Annotated in this window: 17 protein-coding genes; 1 reads left to right on the forward strand and 16 read right to left on the reverse strand. The window is 65.0% G+C overall.

Annotated elements, in window-relative coordinates:
- Positions 1-18 precede the first annotated feature (18 nt).
- The 14 genes from QZS21_RS08045 to QZS21_RS08110 all read right to left on the reverse strand — a co-directional run bounded on the left by QZS21_RS08045 (position 19) and on the right by QZS21_RS08110 (position 13,435).
- Positions 19-1,374 (reverse strand): triacylglycerol lipase, encoded by a 1,356-nt coding sequence (locus QZS21_RS08045; protein ID WP_295582158.1) that lies wholly within the window; start codon positions 1,372-1,374, stop codon positions 19-21.
- Positions 1,371-2,192: a 4Fe-4S binding protein gene (locus QZS21_RS08050; RefSeq protein ID WP_295582160.1), complete on the reverse strand. Its 822-nt coding sequence runs from the start codon at positions 2,190-2,192 to the stop codon at positions 1,371-1,373. Before QZS21_RS08050 ends, QZS21_RS08045 begins: the two co-directional genes overlap by 4 nt.
- 61 nt (positions 2,193-2,253) lie before the next feature.
- A complete protein-coding gene (locus QZS21_RS08055; protein ID WP_295582162.1) occupies positions 2,254-2,466 on the reverse strand; it encodes a hypothetical protein in 213 nt (70 codons plus the stop codon).
- 19 nt (positions 2,467-2,485) lie between these two features.
- Entirely contained in the window at positions 2,486-4,795 is a 2,310-nt protein-coding gene (locus QZS21_RS08060) for an ATP-dependent Clp protease ATP-binding subunit (RefSeq protein ID WP_295582164.1), read from the reverse strand.
- A gap of 37 nt (positions 4,796-4,832) precedes the next feature.
- Positions 4,833-5,534 (reverse strand): CvpA family protein, encoded by a 702-nt coding sequence (locus tag QZS21_RS08065; protein ID WP_295582166.1) that lies wholly within the window; start codon positions 5,532-5,534, stop codon positions 4,833-4,835.
- A gap of 58 nt (positions 5,535-5,592) precedes the next feature.
- Positions 5,593-6,816: a DUF5711 family protein gene (locus tag QZS21_RS08070; protein ID WP_295582168.1), complete on the reverse strand. Its 1,224-nt coding sequence runs from the start codon at positions 6,814-6,816 to the stop codon at positions 5,593-5,595.
- Complete coding sequence (gene truA / locus QZS21_RS08075) at positions 6,809-7,564, reverse strand: tRNA pseudouridine(38-40) synthase TruA (protein WP_295582169.1); 756 nt, start codon at positions 7,562-7,564, stop codon at positions 6,809-6,811. Before truA ends, QZS21_RS08070 begins: the two co-directional genes overlap by 8 nt.
- 10 nt (positions 7,565-7,574) lie before the next feature.
- Positions 7,575-8,477: a hypothetical protein gene (locus tag QZS21_RS08080; RefSeq protein WP_295582170.1), complete on the reverse strand. Its 903-nt coding sequence runs from the start codon at positions 8,475-8,477 to the stop codon at positions 7,575-7,577.
- A 64-nt stretch (positions 8,478-8,541) separates the two neighbouring features.
- Complete coding sequence (locus QZS21_RS08085; protein ID WP_295582173.1) at positions 8,542-9,408, reverse strand: hypothetical protein; 867 nt, start codon at positions 9,406-9,408, stop codon at positions 8,542-8,544.
- A gap of 22 nt (positions 9,409-9,430) precedes the next feature.
- A complete protein-coding gene (locus QZS21_RS08090; protein WP_295582175.1) occupies positions 9,431-10,237 on the reverse strand; it encodes an energy-coupling factor transporter transmembrane protein EcfT in 807 nt (268 codons plus the stop codon).
- Positions 10,231-11,097 (reverse strand): energy-coupling factor transporter ATPase, encoded by an 867-nt coding sequence (locus QZS21_RS08095; protein WP_295582177.1) that lies wholly within the window; start codon positions 11,095-11,097, stop codon positions 10,231-10,233. Before QZS21_RS08095 ends, QZS21_RS08090 begins: the two co-directional genes overlap by 7 nt.
- Before the next feature lie 20 nt (positions 11,098-11,117).
- Positions 11,118-11,969, reverse strand: coding sequence for an energy-coupling factor transporter ATPase (locus tag QZS21_RS08100; RefSeq protein WP_295582179.1), 852 nt, complete (start codon positions 11,967-11,969; stop codon positions 11,118-11,120).
- 26 nt (positions 11,970-11,995) lie between these two features.
- Positions 11,996-12,559, reverse strand: a complete 564-nt coding sequence (locus QZS21_RS08105; RefSeq protein ID WP_295582181.1) for a rod shape-determining protein — start codon at positions 12,557-12,559, stop codon at positions 11,996-11,998.
- A gap of 12 nt (positions 12,560-12,571) precedes the next feature.
- On the reverse strand, positions 12,572-13,435 hold the full coding sequence (locus QZS21_RS08110; RefSeq protein WP_295582191.1) for a class I SAM-dependent methyltransferase: 864 nt from the start codon (positions 13,433-13,435) through the stop codon (positions 12,572-12,574).
- Positions 13,436-13,783: 348 nt separating this feature from the next.
- On the opposite strand from QZS21_RS08110, the gene QZS21_RS08115 reads away from it, so the two are divergent.
- On the forward strand, positions 13,784-14,542 hold the full coding sequence (locus tag QZS21_RS08115) for a class I SAM-dependent methyltransferase (RefSeq protein WP_295582184.1): 759 nt from the start codon (positions 13,784-13,786) through the stop codon (positions 14,540-14,542).
- A gap of 201 nt (positions 14,543-14,743) precedes the next feature.
- Here the strand turns inward: QZS21_RS08115 and QZS21_RS08120 are convergent, their stop codons facing one another.
- Both QZS21_RS08120 and QZS21_RS08125 read right to left on the reverse strand, forming a co-directional pair.
- Positions 14,744-15,322: a flavodoxin family protein gene (locus QZS21_RS08120; RefSeq protein WP_295582186.1), complete on the reverse strand. Its 579-nt coding sequence runs from the start codon at positions 15,320-15,322 to the stop codon at positions 14,744-14,746.
- The coding region (locus QZS21_RS08125; RefSeq protein ID WP_295582189.1) for a 2-hydroxyglutaryl-CoA dehydratase at positions 15,319-16,234 on the reverse strand (916 nt) is incomplete at its 5' end. The genes QZS21_RS08125 and QZS21_RS08120, both read right to left, overlap by 4 nt.

A 16,234-nucleotide genomic window follows, 5' to 3' on the forward strand; every position in this document is an offset into this window, starting at 1 on the left:
GCCGTCCCGGCCTCTTTTTCAGTAGCCCCGATTTTTCAAACCGGCCACAAGGTTGACGTAAAACTCCCGCACGTCGAAGCCCGGGATGTTCTCCCGGTTCAGGTCCACTACGTCGCCGTGGGAGATGCCCCGCCTTCCCCTGGGCTCCAGCAGCGTAAAGGCGCTGCCCCACTTGGCGGACTCCACCGACACCAGTCCGTCGTTCCGCCCGTCGAAATGCCGGACGATGGGATGGGTCATGTTCAGGGGGAACTTGCCGTGGACCGCCCGCTTACAGTAGGACATGACGCTCTCATACACCACGCCGGGGTCGTCCGGCGTCTCCGCGTTCCGGGCCAGGCAGGCGCTCTCGGTCAGGTCCGTCACCGCCGAGAGAAAGTCCGGGTCCGGGTCTCCCAGCTTTTTCAACGTGGCGTTGTAGGCGGCGGCAATGTTCAGCCGGACGGCCTCGGGCACCTTGCCCAGGAGGTACTCCGCAAAAATGCAGCCCCGGTGGGGGGTGTTGATGGTGGTGAGGGTGGCGACGTAAGGGGCCATCCCGCAATGGGCGATGGCGGCCCGGCTGTCCAGCCCGCCCTTGGAGTGGGCGATGATGTTCACCTTTTCGCAGCCGGTCTGCTCCAGCACCTCCCGGATGCGCCCGGCCAGCTCTCGCCCGCTGTCCTCCACCGCGGCGGCGGACTGCTGGCCGCCGTAAAAGACCGTGGCGCCGTTGCGCTGCAGCTCCCGGGGGATACGGCCCCAATAGTTCAGGTAGCGGAAATCCCGGAAAAAGACCCCGTGGACCAGCAGAATGGGATACCGGGTCTTGCAGATCTCGCTCTCCGCCCGGACCTCGTCCAGCTCCCACTTCTCCGTCTCAAACTCCACCTCGTCGGCGGTGATGCGGATGATCTTGCGTAAGTACCAGATGTTGAGAAGGGGAATCCACCCGCAGAGGGCCGCCAGGACGCGGTGCTTGATGCCCAACTGCACGGAGGTGAGGTAGACGGGAATCATGCTGCCCCAAAAGAGGACCAGCAGCACCAGAGCCGTTATCAGCAGGGCCGCAAGCAGCGTCCCGGTGGAAAACACCCCGGGCCAAAGCAGCAGCCACGCGAGGGCCAGCCAAACGACCTGACAGGTGGCGGCGATGAGAAAGGTCTCCAGCCCGATGCTGCCCAGAGACAGCCGCCGCAGCCGCTTGGTGGGATAGGTTCCCCGCCCCTCCTGCGCCGCCAGCACAAGGGCGGAAAGCAGCACCAGCCAGAAGCACGCCACTTTGGGGATGCCCGTGACGCCCCACCGGTCCAGCAGCACCGTCCAAAAGGGGATCACATTGATCAGCAGCAGCCAGCCCACCGAGGCCGCCGCCACCCTAACCCGGCGGCTCACAGGAACACCTCGTTTGCCTTCGGCTCCCGGAAGTTTGCCCCCAGCATGGCCACGTGGGAGAGGAAGGCAGGGTCGTCAAAGTATTTGGCCCGGTGGGTGCACTTGCGCACGCAGGCCTGGCACTTGATGCAGACACCCGGCACCTCCGCCACGTTCTCCGGATTGATGGCCCCCATGGGGCACAGCCGGGCGCAGGCGCCGCAGCCGCAGCACTTCCCCAAATCGGTCTTCGGCTTTGCTTTCAGGAAGTTCACCGGCTCCCCGTCCACGCCCCGGGGGGTGTAGTAGGGGGCCTGGGGGTCCCCGGGGACGGCGACCGGCGCCGGTACCCCTGTCAAGCTATTTACCTTGTCAGCAATCGCCTGGGCAAAGGCCTCCATCTCCTTCTTGTCGTCCCAGTCCGGACGGCCCTCGCCCAGCTGGTCCGTGAAGGCGTGGCGGCCCACAAAGGCCCCGGCGGCCACGGTGTGGAACCCCGCCGCCTCCAAAACGGCGCACAATTCCGCCAGGGAATGGTCGTAATTCCGGTTTCCAAACAGCACCACCGGCACCGCCAGTGCCCCGTTTCCCCGGAGCCGGGTCCGCAGGTCCGGCAGCAGCTTGTTGGGCACCCGGCCGGCATAGGTGGGCGTGCCCACCACCACCAGATCCCCCTCTGTAAAGGAATACTCCTTGGCACGCTCTGCCGGTTTGGTAAAGCAAATCCGCTCCGGCGGCAGCTCCCAATTCCTCCCCAGAGCGTCGGCAATGGTGTTCACCGCCTTGTCCGTGGTGCCGGTGGGGCTGAAATACAGGGCGCAGATACGGCTCAGCTTCATCCTTTGCTCCTCCTTTTTGCAAAACAGGCGCCGTGAGATTCCCCCCGGCGCCTGTCGTGCTTCACAGCGAAAAATCCGCTTCTTTCAACTTTTCCGTGTCCAGTGCGGCAGGCCGGGGGGGCACCCGTTTCAGCGGGTCGTACTGGAAGGCCCGGCAGTGGTGCTCCATGGGCACCACGCCCCGCTTCAGGCAGGCCACCTCCCGCTCGTTGATCTGCTGGCCCCGGCGGCAGTAAGCGCAGCGGGGGTCCATGTTCTTCCGAAACAGCTTCACGCCTCTCCCCCTCCTTCCCTCACAGGGTGTAGAGCTTCACGGCCTCGTTCTCCACGGCGGCTTTCACCTGGCTGACGGGGTGCTCATAGCTGTCGATGATGCGGGTGGCCATGGGGTCCTCCACCTCCCGCTGGATGGTGCGCCGCAGGTTCCGGGCGCCGTAGGTCCGGGAGTAGGACTTGTGTGTGAGGAAGGCCACCAGCTCCTCGCCGTAGGTGAAGGTGATGCCCTTGTCCCGCAGGGAGTCCACCAGCTCGCCCAGCATGATGCGGGCGATGCGCTGGAAGTTCTCCTCCGACAGGCGGTTGAAGGTGATCACCGCATCCACCCGGTTGATGAACTCCGGCCGCAGGAACTGCTGTAGGGCCTTCATGGCCCGGTCGCCGTCCTGCTGGCTGGTGGTGCGGTCAAAGCCCACGGTGCCCTCCTTGGTTGCGCTGCCGGCGTTGGAGGTCATGACGATGATGGTGTTCTCGAAATTCACCCTCCGGCCGTGGGCGTCGGTGATCTCGCCGTCGTCCAGGATTTGCAGCAGCACGTTCAGCACGTCGGGATGGGCCTTTTCAATCTCGTCGAACAGCACCACGGCGTAGGGCTTGCGGCGGATTTTCTCCGTCAGCTGGCCCGCCTCGTCGTAGCCCACATAGCCGGGGGGGGACCCCACGATGCGGGAGACCGAGTGCTTCTCCATAAATTCGGACATGTCCAGCCGGATCAGGGCGTCCGGGGTGTTGAAGAGGTCGTTTGCCAGCTGCTTCACCAGCTCCGTCTTGCCCACGCCGGTGGAGCCCACAAAGATGAAGCTGACGGGCTTGTGCTTGGGGGAGATGCCCACCCGGTTGCGCCGCACGGCGGCGGACACGGCGGCAATGGCCTCGTCCTGGCCGATGATGTGCTCCTTCAGGCGGCTCTCCAGCTGGCTCAGCCGCTGGAACTCCTGCTCCCGGATGCGGGAGGCGGGAATCTTGGTCCACAGCTCGATGACGTGGGCCAGGTTCTCCATGGAGAGCCGGGGGTCGCCCTTGGCCAGCAGGGCCTCCTGCTCCGTCCGGAGCTGGAGCTCCTTGCTCTTCAGCTCCGCCATGCGGGCGTAGTCCCCCTCTTCCTTCTCCTCCTGCTCCTCCAGCATGACCCGCTCTTTTTCGTAGTCCTCCAGCTCCCGCTGGATCTGCATCCGCCGGGAGATGTCCGGGTCCTTCAGGTTCAGGTCGGAGCAGGCCTCGTCGATGAGGTCGATGGCCTTATCCGGCAGGAAGCGGTCGGTGATGTAGCGCTCGCTGAGCAGCACCGCCTGGCGGAGGATGCCCTCGGAGATCTTCACCCCGTGGAACGCCTCGTACTTGGGTGCCAAGCCCTTCAGAATCTGGATGGCGTCCTCCAGGGAGGGCTCGTTTACCGTCACCGGCTGGAAGCGCCGCTCCAGGGCGGTGTCCTTTTCGATGGACTTGCGGTACTCGTTGAAGGTGGTGGCGCCGATGACCTGAATCTCCCCCCGGGAGAGGGAGGGCTTGAGGATGTTGGCGGCGTTCATGCTGCCCTCGGCGTCGCCGGCGCCCACGATGTTGTGGACCTCGTCGATCATGAGGACAATGTTGCCCAGCTTCTTCACCTCGTCGATCAGGCCCTTCATGCGGCTCTCAAACTGGCCCCGGAACTGGGTGCCGGCCACCAGGGCCGTCAGGTCCAGGAGGTAGACCTCCTTCTCCCGCAGCTTAAAGGGCACGTCGCCCTGCACAATCCGCTGGGCCAGGCCCTCGGCGATGGCGGTCTTGCCCACGCCGGGCTCGCCGATGAGGCAGGGGTTGTTCTTCTGGCGGCGGTTGAGAATCTGCACCACCCGCTCAATCTCCTGGGTCCGGCCGATCACCGGGTCCAGCTTGCCGTCCTTGGCCCGCTGGGTCAGGGAGATGCAGTAGCTCTCCAGGTACTTGCGCTTGGGGGCCTTCTCCTTCCGGTCCTCCTTGCGCCGCTCCCGGCTGCCGCTCTCCTCGCCCTCCGCCTTGGGGGCGTCGCCGCCGGAGAAGAGCCGGTTCAGGAAGGGGAAGGTGGCGGTCTTGCCGTCCTCTTCCTCCTCCCCGCTCTCCTCCCCGCCGGGCAGGTCCTCAATGTTCTCCACGCCGTTGAAGGCCTGGAGCATCTCGGTGTTCAGGGTCTCCAGGTCCTCGTCGGAAATCCCCATGCGCTTCATCATATCGTCCACCTGGGGCAGGCCCAGGTCCTTGGCACATTTTAAGCACAGACCCTCGTTGACCGTCTTATCGCCGTCCATTTTGGAAATGAACACCACGGCCACATTTTTCTTACATCTCGAACAAAGTGTAGGCTGCATCGTATACCTCCAGAAAGTTGACGGCTCAACCCGTCCGTCATTGCAAAAACGCCAGCACGCTCAATGGCGTATTGGTCGTGAACATACGCAGAATATGGGCCTGGGCGAACGTCTCCGTCTCAAAGGAGACCCCCAATTGCCGCAGCACCCAAACCGCCAAAAACAGCAGCAGCACGCCCTCGGCCAGGCCGATGGCGCCGCCCCCCAGGGCGTTGAGTCCGTGGAGCCCCGGCAGCTTCAGCACCAGGTCCATGGCCTTGATGAGCACACGGAGCAGCACCGTCAGCGCCAGGAAGGACAGGATGTACAGCGCCCCGTAGATCACGGAGCGGGCCACGCTCTCCACCACCGCCGCGGCGATGGACGCGCCGGTGTCCCGCACCGTCTCCTCCGCCCGCTGCACCATGGAGTCCCGCGCCGCCTGGTCAATGCCCAGCAAATCCAGCAGGTCCTCCACGCCGAAGTCGCCCTCCACGTCCGCCTCCGGCATCTGCACCCGGTCCGACTGGACGGCCATGGCCTGGTCCACCTTTCCGGCGATCTGCCGCTCGATGGCGGGGGCCACCAGCTTTGCCACCGGCCCGGAGAAGGAGGCGGCGATGATGCCGGCGCCCACCAGCGCCACCACCACGGCCACCAGTCCCGCCAGGGCGCGGAACAGGCCCCGGCGGGCGCCGAAGGCGGTGAAACCCACCAAAACGACCACAATGATCGCGTCTATTATAGCAGGTGTTGTCATGTTTGCCTACCTTTCGCCATGTAAATGTTTTGTGAACACGCGCTGAAAGTTCTGCCTTTTAAGGCAAAAACAGTCCCGCGGACTCCGAGGAGAGCAGCAGCGCCGAGCCGTCGGGCCGCATCAGCACCGATTTGGCGTAGTCCGTCCCCCGCAGGGAGGCGTACACCTGCAGCTCCCGGTTGTAGATCACCAGACTGTCCATGTACAAAACCGCCAGATACCGCCCGGCGGCGGACAGACCCAGCACCTCCTGGTTCACATCCAGGCTGCCCAGCTCCGTCCCGTCGGGGCCCACTGTCACGAGCCGTCCCACGCTGCCGGTCTGGTAGCGGTTGAGCAGCAGCACGGAGAAGTCCTCCCCGCGCAGGTCAAACTCCCGCAGATAGGAGCCGCCGTAGGAATAGGCGGCCTCCACCTTCCCCTTCTGCGTGGCGTAGGTCAGGCAGGTGTCCGACACCGTGGCCAGCAGGTCGCCCTGCTGGCCGATGGCGGCCACCAGGCCGTCGGAGATGCTGTAATCCGCCGCGGGGTCCACCGCCAGTCCGCCGGAGGCGTCGTAGGCGGAGGCGGGGCCCGTGGCCGTCAGGTCGTAGAGCACCACGTTGCTGATGAACACACTGTTCTCCTGGCCCAGCGTCACCGCCGCCAGGGTGTCCCCGTCGTCCGTCACATAGGCGTCTGTCACAAAGCGGCGGGAGGATTTGAACTGGAAAAGCTCCTCCAGATCCTTGTCGTAGACGGTGACGCAGCCCTTGTAGTTCTTCTTCTCCGCCGTCACCGCCAGATAGCCCTTCGCATTGAGGCTGGCGGCGATATAGGGCTCCGCCTCCTGGGCGGGCAGCTCCAGCAGCAGGCCGTCCTCGTCCACCACATAGAGCTGGGTGCCCCCCACGTCGTAGGCGGCGGCCCGCCCGCCGCCCACGGCCAGGGCGGGAGCCTCCATCTTCACCGGGGTGGACCACACCTCGCCGCCGTTTTGGTCCAGGACGCGCAGCGCCGTGGAGGACAACACCACCAGGTGGTCCCCCAGCAGGGCAAAGCGGTTGCTGGGGGAGGCGTCGTAGTCGTACACCGTGTCGCCGCCGGCCTTCTCCGCGCCGCCGTAGTTGAAATACCGCCGCAGCACGTCAAAGCCGGTGCCGTCCCGGTAGGCGGCCAGCACCACCACCGCCAGCACCACCGCCAGCGTGCAGAAGAACGCGAGAAATTTTCGGAGAGGATGGCGCCGGGGCGCCGCTTCCTCCCCGTCGTTGTCGTTCCAGATGTCCTTTGTGTCAGCCATTTAATCGCTCATCCTCATACCAAAGTCTCGTCAGGTACAGTCCGCCGGGGGGCACCGTGGGCCCGGCGGCGGTGCGGTCCCCCCGCTCCAGGATGGCGGGAATGTCCTCCGGGGCGAATTTTCCCTCCGCCGCGTAGAGGACGGTGCCGGTGATGGCCCGTACCATGTTATACAAAAACCCGTTGGCGCAGACCTTCAATTCCAGCAGCTCCCCCCGGCGCGTCACGTCGCACCAGTGGATGGTGCGGACGGTGGAACGGGTCTCCGTCCCCACGGAGCGGACCGCCGCGAAATCGTGGGTCCCCACAAACATGTGGGCCGCCCGGTTCAAAAACGCCTCGTCCAGATGCTTGGGATAGAAATAGGCCCGGTTGACATAAAACGGATTCTTGAACCGGGAGTTATAGATGCGGTAGGTGTACTCCTTTTGGATGCAGGAGCCGATGGCGTTGAACGACTCCTCCACCTCGAATGCCTCCGCCACGGCGATGTCCTCCGGCGTGTGGGTGTTGACGGCGAAGGGCAGCCGCTCCACGGGGATGCGGCTCTCTGTGCGGAAATTGGCGATGTACCGCTCCGCGTGCACCCCGGCGTCGGTCCGGCCGCAGCCGGTGAGGTGCACCGGCGCCCCGGTGATCTTCTCCAGGGCGGTTTGCAGCGTCCCGCAGACGGAGACGGCGTTCTTCTGCACCTGCCAGCCGTGGTAGGCGGTGCCGTTGTACATGAGTTTCAAGGCGATGTTGCGCATGGCGGCTCCTTTACTCGCAGGTCAGAGTGGGAAATTCGTCGGACGCCTGCCGGTCCTCCTCCAGTTGGCCGTCCGCCCCGACGGTCCAGCGGGCCTGGATGTATTCATAGGTGAGGCCGTAGGCGTCGGTGCAGGAGAAGGTCAGCGTCACTTGGTCCCCCGGCCCGCAGGAGATCCCCTCCGGCCAGGCGCCGGAGGCATAGTCGCAAAAGCCGTCCAGCCGGCTGGCCTCTGTCTGCACCCCGGGCCGCTCCTCCAGGAGCACGCCGTTTCGGTACAGCCGGTACACCGGGTTTTCCACCGGGACGGAGGCGCCCTCCCGGTCGTAAAAGGAGATATGGCCGCCCTCGTCCAGCGTCAGGAGGCCGTCCCGATAGTGCCAGGCGGCGCCGCTCCAGCCGCTCCGCTGTAGCGGCAGCAGCGCGGAGAGGTCCCTCCAGCTGTCCAGGCTCTCCCGGGCGGTGGTGCCGCCGGTGGTGACGGCAAGGGACAGCGCAACCTCTCCCCGCAGGTCCAGCGGCAGCTTCACCTGCCCGGAGAACACGCCGTTCTCCCCCCGGGCCAGCGGCGTCTTCACCGTCTCTCCCGCCAGGTCCGCCAGCAGCACCGCCTGGGTGTCCGCCTGCCACTCCCGCAGCGTCACCGCGGCCTCCATCGTCAGGGCCCGGCGCTCCCGGTCCACCCCGGCAATCTCCAGCCGGTGGTCCGCCGCCAGGCGGACACCCTCCTCCAGGGTCCGGGCCACCTGGCCGGAGATATGGCCGATCTCGCTGCGCAGGCTGTCTTCCAGAAAGAAGATGCGGCTATCCACCTGGCTTTGAAACGCCCGCAGCCCCACGCCCTGGCCGATCACCAGCGCCAGCAGCACGGCGTTCAGCGCCAGGGAGAGGGCCGGTATCCAGTTCTTTTTCATCAGCACTCCCTCCCAGTCGGTAAAGTCTCTTCCCTTTCCAGCAAAGTTCTTCCAAGAATCATACTCAATCCGGCCACGTCACCGTGGGCCGGCCGGAAAGCGGGCAGCGCTCCATGCTGTCCCACTGTTTGGCGGCCAGCTCAAAAAGCGGGAATTCATACCGCAGGCCGAAGGCGTCCTTACAGGCATAGCTCAGCCGCATCCGGTCGCCGGGGGAACAGGGCAGCCCCAGGCTGTCCATGCGCTCCCCCGCCGCCTCCACCTGGAGGCTGTCCGGAATCTCCCGGCCTTGAAAGACCAGCGCCCCGTTCCGGTAGACCCGGAAGGCGCCGTCCACGGCCTGGACCTCCTGCCCCGCCGGGTCCGTCAAATCCACGCTCCAATCGCACTGATAAAACATCTGCTCCCGACTATTGTAGTGCCAGGAGGTGCCACCGGAGGCCACTTGCAGCGGCAGCATCGACACCACCGGGTCCCCGCTGAACAGCACGGTGTCGTCCTCCATGCGCAGCTCGATTCCCTTTTCCAGATGGAGGGGGAACGTCACGGTCTGGACGTACCCCTCATCCTCCCGATGGAAAAAGCCCACCTGCCACGCCATACGGTAGGGCTCCCCCACCTCGCAAAAGCCGAGGGCGGGGTCGCTGCCATATCGTTCCGGCAGTTCCGCACGGATATCCACCGTCAGCGTCCGGTTTTCAGGATGGAGCACCGGATTGGCAAACCGGACGGCAGGCCGGTCCGCGGCGGCGCGCAGCTCTTCCAGCCCGGTCTCCGCCGCATGCAGGCGGCGCGTCAGCTCCCCGGTCTCCTGCCGGCTGTCCGCCAGTTCGGCGCGCAAACCGCCGATGGCCGCGTTTTGCAGCGCCAGCGCCGCGGCAAGCACGCCGCACAGCGCCAGGGACGCCCATGCCATCCAGTTCCTTTTCACCGCGCTCCCTCCTTTTTTCACCTTACAGTCCAAACCGGCTCATGGCGATGACGCCCGCCGCCACGGCGGCGCTGAGGGCCAGGGCGGCCACGTCCCGGCCCGCGTAGTGCAGCACATGGAGCTTGGTCCGGCCCTCGCCGCCGTGGTAGCAGCGGCACTCCATGGCCGTGGCCAGCTCGTCCGCCCGGCGGAAGGCGCTGATGAACAGCGGCACCAGAATGGGGATCAGGGCCCGAGCCTTCTGCATCAGGTTTCCGCTCTCAAAGTCCGCGCCCCGGGCCTTCTGGGCGGACATGATCTTGTCCGTCTCCTCGATGAGGGTGGGGATGAACCGCAGGGCGATGGACATCATCATGGCCAGCTCGTGGACCGGCACCCGGAAGCGCTTCATCCAGTTCAGCAGCCGCTCCAGCCCGTCGGTGAGGCTGATGGGGCTGGTGGTGTAGGTCATGAGGAAGGTGCCCATGATGAGCATCATGATCCGCACCACCATAAAGACGGCGTTGCGCAGCCCGGTGTCGGAGATGCGGAGAAAGCCCCACTCCACCAGATACCGGGTGCCGGGGGTGAAGAAGAGGTTCAAAATACCGGTGAAGATCATGATGAACAGCACCGGCTTCAGCCCCCGCACCAATTGCCGCACCCCCACCTTGGAGATGTGGACGCACAGCGCCAGGCACACGCCCAGAATGGCGTAGGTCACCACGCCCTTGGCGCAGAACAGCGCCACAATATACAGGACCACCATCAAAATCTTGGTCCGGGGGTCCAGCCGGTGGGCCACCGTATTTCCCGGGAAATACTGGCCCAGGGTGATGTCCTTCAGCATGGCGCACCGCCTCTCCTCAGGGCCAGAAGCTGCCGCTCCAGGTCCTCCACCGTGTACACGGCGGGGTCGATGTCCATGCCCCGGTCCCGCAGGGCCATGGCGATGCGGGTCACCTGGGGCACGTCCAGCCCGGCGGCCAGCAGTTCCCCGCCCCGGGCGAACACCTCCGCCGGGGTGCCGCTCATGAGGATGCGGGCCCCCTTGAGCACCAGAATGCGGTCCACGTTCTGGGCGATCTCGTCCATGCTGTGGCTCACCAACAGAATGGTCTTGCCCTTGTTGCGGTGATAGTCCCGGATGTTGGCCATCAGATTCTCCCGGCCCGCCGGGTCCAGCCCGGCGGTGGGCTCGTCCAGCACCAGCACGTCCGGCTCCATGGCCAGGACCCCCGCCAGGGCCACCCGGCGCTTCTGGCCGCCGGAGAGCTCGAAGGGGGACTTGTCCAGCTGGTCGTCCCGGATGCCCACCAGGCGGGCGGCCTCCCGCACGCAGCGGTCCAGGTCCGCCCCGGTGCGCCCCTGGTTGCCGGGGCCGAAGGCGATGTCCTTGTACACCGTCTCCTCAAAAAGCTGGTACTCCGGGTACTGGAACACCAGCCCCACCCGGAAGCGCACGTCCCGAATCTTCTTCGGCTCCGCCCAGATGTCCCTCCCCTTCAGCAGCACCTGGCCGCCGCTGGGCCGCAGCAGTCCGTTGAGATGCTGGATCAGCGTGGACTTTCCCGAGCCGGTGTGGCCGATGATGCCGAGAAACTCCCCCTCGTATACGTCAAAGCTCATGTCCTCCACCGCGCTGCGCTGGAAGGGCGTGCCCACGCCGTAGGTGTGGGTCAGGTGTTTGATCTCCAGGATTGGTTCCAAAATCGGTATCTTCCTTCCCCTCAGTTTCTCCGCAGCGCCGCCGCCACGGCGTCGGCGCAGTCCTCCACCCGCAGGGCGTCCAGCGGCACGTCCACGCCGTCCTTGCGCAGCCGGTCCAGCAGATCCACGGTGTCCGGCACCGTCAGCCCCATGGACCGCAGCTCCTCCACCCGGACGAACACCTCCTCCGGCGTCCCGTCCATGGCCACCAGGCCGTCGTCCATGACCACCACCCGGTCCGCCTCTTCCGCCTCGTTCATGTGGTGGGTGATGAGGACCACGGTGATACCCTTCTCCCGGTTCAGCCGGTGGATGGTGCTCAGCACCTCCTGCCGGCCGATGGGGTCCAGCATGGCGGTGGCCTCGTCCAGCACGATGCACGCCGGCTCCATGGCGATGACGCCGGCGATGGCGATGCGCTGCTTCTGCCCGCCGGAGAGCAGGTGGGGCGCGTGGGTGACGAAGGCATCCATGCCCACGGCCCGGAGGGCCTCGTCCACCCGGCGGCGGATCTCCGCCGTGGGCACCCCCAAATTCTCCGGGGCAAAGGCCACGTCCTCCTCCACCACATTTGCCACAATCTGGTTGTCGGGGTTCTGGAACACCATGCCCACCCGCTGGCGCACGGCCAGCAGCAGCGCCTCATCCAGGGTGTCCATCCCCTCCACGTACACCTTGCCGCCGGCGGGCAGGAGCACCGCGTTGAAGGTCTTGGCCAGGGTGGACTTGCCGGAGCCGTTGTGCCCCAGCACCACCACAAAGCTGCCCTTTTCAATGGAGAGGTCCACGCCCCGGAGGGCGAACACCAGCTCCTCTCCCTCCTCCGCCGGATAGGCGAAGCGGAGGGCCTCTGTCTCAATCATCGTTGCCATACGTTCCCTCTTTTTCCGTGGGGCGTTCAGTCCCGCGGTTCCATATGCAGCACATACCCATGCCGCAGCTCTCTGATTTCCGGCGCGGCGTCCGGCAGCCCGGAGAGGGGCTCCCGGCACAGCAGGACCTGCCTGGCCCCCGCCTGGGTCCCCGCCTCCACCATGGCGCGCTCCTCCACCTGCGTGGTCCGCTCCGGCATACAAATCCAGACCACGGGCTTCACAAGGGGAAGCCCCGGGCAGACCCGCTTCCAGAGGGTCTGGAACAGGTACTTCGCCCCGTCATAGTGGGCCACCTGTCCGCCCCGAAGGGGCGAAAACACCGCCGCCCCCTCCGCATTCTCCCATGCCCGGGCCGCCTCGCCAGCGGCCAGCCAGCGCTCCATCACCGTGCGGCGCAGGAGGGTCTCCTCCCCCGTCGTGTCCGGGCGCCGCCCCGTCTGCTCCACGTTCCGGACCTTCACAGCCACCAGGGAGACCTCCCGGAGCGTCTCCCCCGTGGCGAGGCTGCGCAAAAACAGCTCCGCGGGGGCCAGGCTGCGATACCAGTCCTCCAGAACGGGCCCCGGGGCCTTTTCAAGCCGTCTCACGCCAAAGCCTCCCTATTCGCTGAACCAGCGGCCCGTGGCGCCGCAGGGCAGGGCCATCCCGGTCTCCGTCACCGGCAGGCCCAGCTCGTCCCAGGCGCACTTGCCGCCGTACTTGGACGCCACCAGCAGATGCAGCAGGTACCCCAGCACCGACGGGGCCAGCCCCGTGGTGTAGGAGTTGATGAGGACGAACAGGGGCTTGTCCGACAGCACCCCGGCGCACAGCTTCACGAAGGGGTACAGGTTCTCCTCCAGCTTCCACACCTCGCCGCCGGGGCCCCGGCCGTAGCTGGGCGGGTCCATGATGATGGCGTCGTAGGTCTTCCCCCGGCGAATCTCCCGCTCCACAAACTTGGCGCAGTCGTCCACAATCCAGCGGATGGGGGCATCCTCCAGCCCGGAGAGCTTGGCGTTCTCCCTGGCCCAGGCCACCATGCCCTTGGCCGCGTCCACGTGGCACACGGAGGCCCCCGCCTTGGCGCAGGCCACCGTGGCGGCGCCGGTGTAGGCGAAGAGGTTCAGCACCCGGATGGGCCGTCCGGCGGAGCGGATCTTCTCCATGGCGAAGTCCCAGTTCACCGCCTGCTCCGGAAAGAGGCCGGTGTGTTTGAAGTTCATGGGCTTGACCTGGAAGGTCAACTCCCCGTACCGGACCTTCCAGCTCTCCGGCAGGGCCTTTTTCTCCCAGTGGCCGCCGCCGGTCTGGGACCGGAGGTACCGGGCGCCCACCCGCTTCCAGGCGGGGTTCTGGCGGGGCGTCTCCCAGATGGCCTGGGGGTCCGGCCGCACCAGGAACTGCTTGTCCCAGCGCTCCAGCTTCTCTCCGCCGCCGCAGTCCAGGAGTTCATAGTCCTGCCACTGATCCGCGATCCACATCATCCGTTCCTCCGATTACATAAAAATACATATTATTGTACACCGAAAGGCGGCGGTTCGTCAATCAAATTTGCCGGAAGGCCATCGGGAATCCCCTCCGGGAAAAATTGCGGCGGCGAAACGCATGGGCGCAAGCCGCCGGAGGCCCGTTATCTAAGACGCTACGCCCCCGTTCCGTATTCGGAAGGGGAAGTCTCAGCCGGGAAAAATGCGTTTCCACACGCTCGATATTGTGGTAGAATAAAAGAACGAAAGCGACAAATCGGGAGTTGTGTGTGCCTATGGCACATACTAAGGGGAAGCTTCCATATAAACAAGAGCCCGGTTATGAATAGGAGGAACCATAAAATGGAAAGCAAACAGCCATCCGTAATGGATTTACTGATTGAAACGCACGTCGGCTTGGAACGGCAGGGACCCGGCAGCCCTGAGATGACACGCAAGGCGTTGAGCTTCCTTGATCTGGATCGAATTTCGCGTACGGCGGATTTGGGCTGCGGAAGCGGCGGGCAAACCATGGTAATCGCCCAGCACCTGGCCGGTACCATCATCGGCTTAGACCTGTTCCCCGACTTTATTAACGTGTTTAATGAAAATGCCCAAAAGCAGAATTTGGGGGAGCGGGTAAAGGGCGCTGTCGGCTCGATGGACAATCTGCCTTTTGAAAAAGAGTCGTTGGACCTGATCTGGTCCGAGGGGGCGATCGACAACATTGGGTTTGAAAGGGGCCTTGCGCATTGGCATGGCTTTCTCAAAAAAAACGGCTATGTTGTCGTGACATGTCCCTCATGGCTCACAGAGGAGCATCCCGCCGTCATTGAAAAGTTCTGGTCTGATGCCGGGAGCAGATTGGATGCCATTGAGCACAATATCGGGCTGCTGCAAAAATGCGGCTATCAGTTTACGGCTTCCTTTACACTGCCGGAAACATGCTGGACGGACAACTATTTTATTCCGCGCGAAGCCGCACTCCAATCGCTCTTAAAGAAATATGCCGGGAATGCAACCGCAGAGGCGTTTGTCGAGGAGAACCGCAATGAGGTGGCGTTGTACGCAAACTATCAACAGTATTATGGATACGTCTTCTATATTGGCCAAAAAATATAGGAGAAGCTAGGGCCCATACGAAAATGGAACCGTGCAAAAAGAAGGATTTGTCGATAAAATCGTGTTTTTCGTAGTCTTCCAAAAATTCCTATAAGAATCCATCCCCCAGAAAGCGGCTCCTTTGTTCCAAGCCTCTGCCCCGGAGAAACTTCCCGGCAGCCTCCCCAAAAAGCAAGCGGCGGCCCAGAGGGCCGCCGCTTGTCACACTTCTTCCAGCAGGCGCCGGGCAAATGCCCGCGCCCGGTCCGCCTTCTCCCCGTCCATGAAGGGGACGCTGTAGCTCCGGTGCCGCTCGGCACAGCCCCCCAGGTACCGCAGGCCGGAGTGCCTGCAATACCGCCGCATCCCCTCCTCGAAGAGGTCGCAGCCCCGCTCCGGCGGGTAGCCGCAGCTCATCACCAGCGCCAGGGCCTTTCCCTCCCACAGGGAGGGGCCCCGCTCCGGGCCGTAGAACTTGTTCATGCCGTACACCAGCCGGTCCAGCAGGGCCTTCATGGGCGGCGTGCAGTACCAGGCGTAGATGGGCGTGGCCAGCACGATGAGATCGCTTCCCAGAACCAGGTCGAACAGCGCCTGGCCGTCGTCCCTCCGGGAGCAGCCGAAGCCCTTCCAGTCCCGCTGGCAGCACCGGCAGGCCACGCAGGGCTGGATGTCCCGCTCGTAGAGCCAGACTGTCTCCACCTCCGCCCCGCCTTTGCGGAGCTCCTCGCAGAAGGGCTCCAGCAGAGCGGCGGTGTTGCCCTGGCGCCGGGGACTGCCCATCAGGACGCAGACCCTCACGCCAGCGCCTCCTTCTTCCGCAAGACCGGCGTCTCCGCCGCTATGGGGGCCGGCGCCGCCGGGGCCGCCGGGGGAACCGCCCGCTTCTCCAGCCGCTCCCGGGCCACCGCCAGCATCAGCTTGATGCGGTTTTCCTGGTTGACACGGGTGGCGCTGGGGTCATAGTCGATGGGAGTGATGTTGGCCTGGGGATACAACTCCCGGATTTTGTTGATCATGCCCTTGCCGCAGATGTGGTTGGGCAGGCAGCCGAAGGGCTGGGCGCAGACGATGTTCTCATACCCCGCCCGCACCAGCTCGATCATCTCGGCGGTGAGCAGCCAGCCCTCCCCCATCTTGTCGCCGGTGGAGATGATGCCGTCGGTGAGCTTCACCAGCTCCCGGAAGGGCAGCGGCGCGTGGAAGCCGTTGTCCCGGAGGACCCGGATCATGACGCTCTCCATGCTCTCGATAAACCGCAGCACCACGCCGGAGAGGTGCTTTTCCAGAAAGTTGCCGCCGTACAGCCGGGCGGTCTCGGCGGGGTTGTAGGCGCAGTACTGGACAAAGCCCATCAGCCCCGGCAGATTCACCTCACAGTCCTGCCCGGCCAGGAACTTCTCCAGATCGTTGTTGCCCAGGGGGGAGTATTTCACGTAAATCTCCCCCACCACGCCCACCTTCACCTTGGGCACCCGGCGGACGGGGATGGCGGCGAAGTCCGCCGCGATCCGCGGCATGGCCGCCTTCACCTCCCGGCTGGTGTAGCCCTTGTCCGACCGGATCCAGCCGCAGATGGTGTCCAGCCACCGCTCCTGCATGGCGGCGGCGTCGCCCCGGTGGGTCTCGTAGGGCTCCGTCTGGGCCTTGAGGGCCACCAGCAGATCGCCGTAATAGATCACCGCCAGGAGCATCCGCAGAAAGGGCAGCGTC

The sequence above is a fragment of the uncultured Oscillibacter sp. genome, assembly GCF_900544955.1.
Lineage (GTDB): Bacteria > Bacillota > Clostridia > Oscillospirales > Oscillospiraceae > Oscillibacter.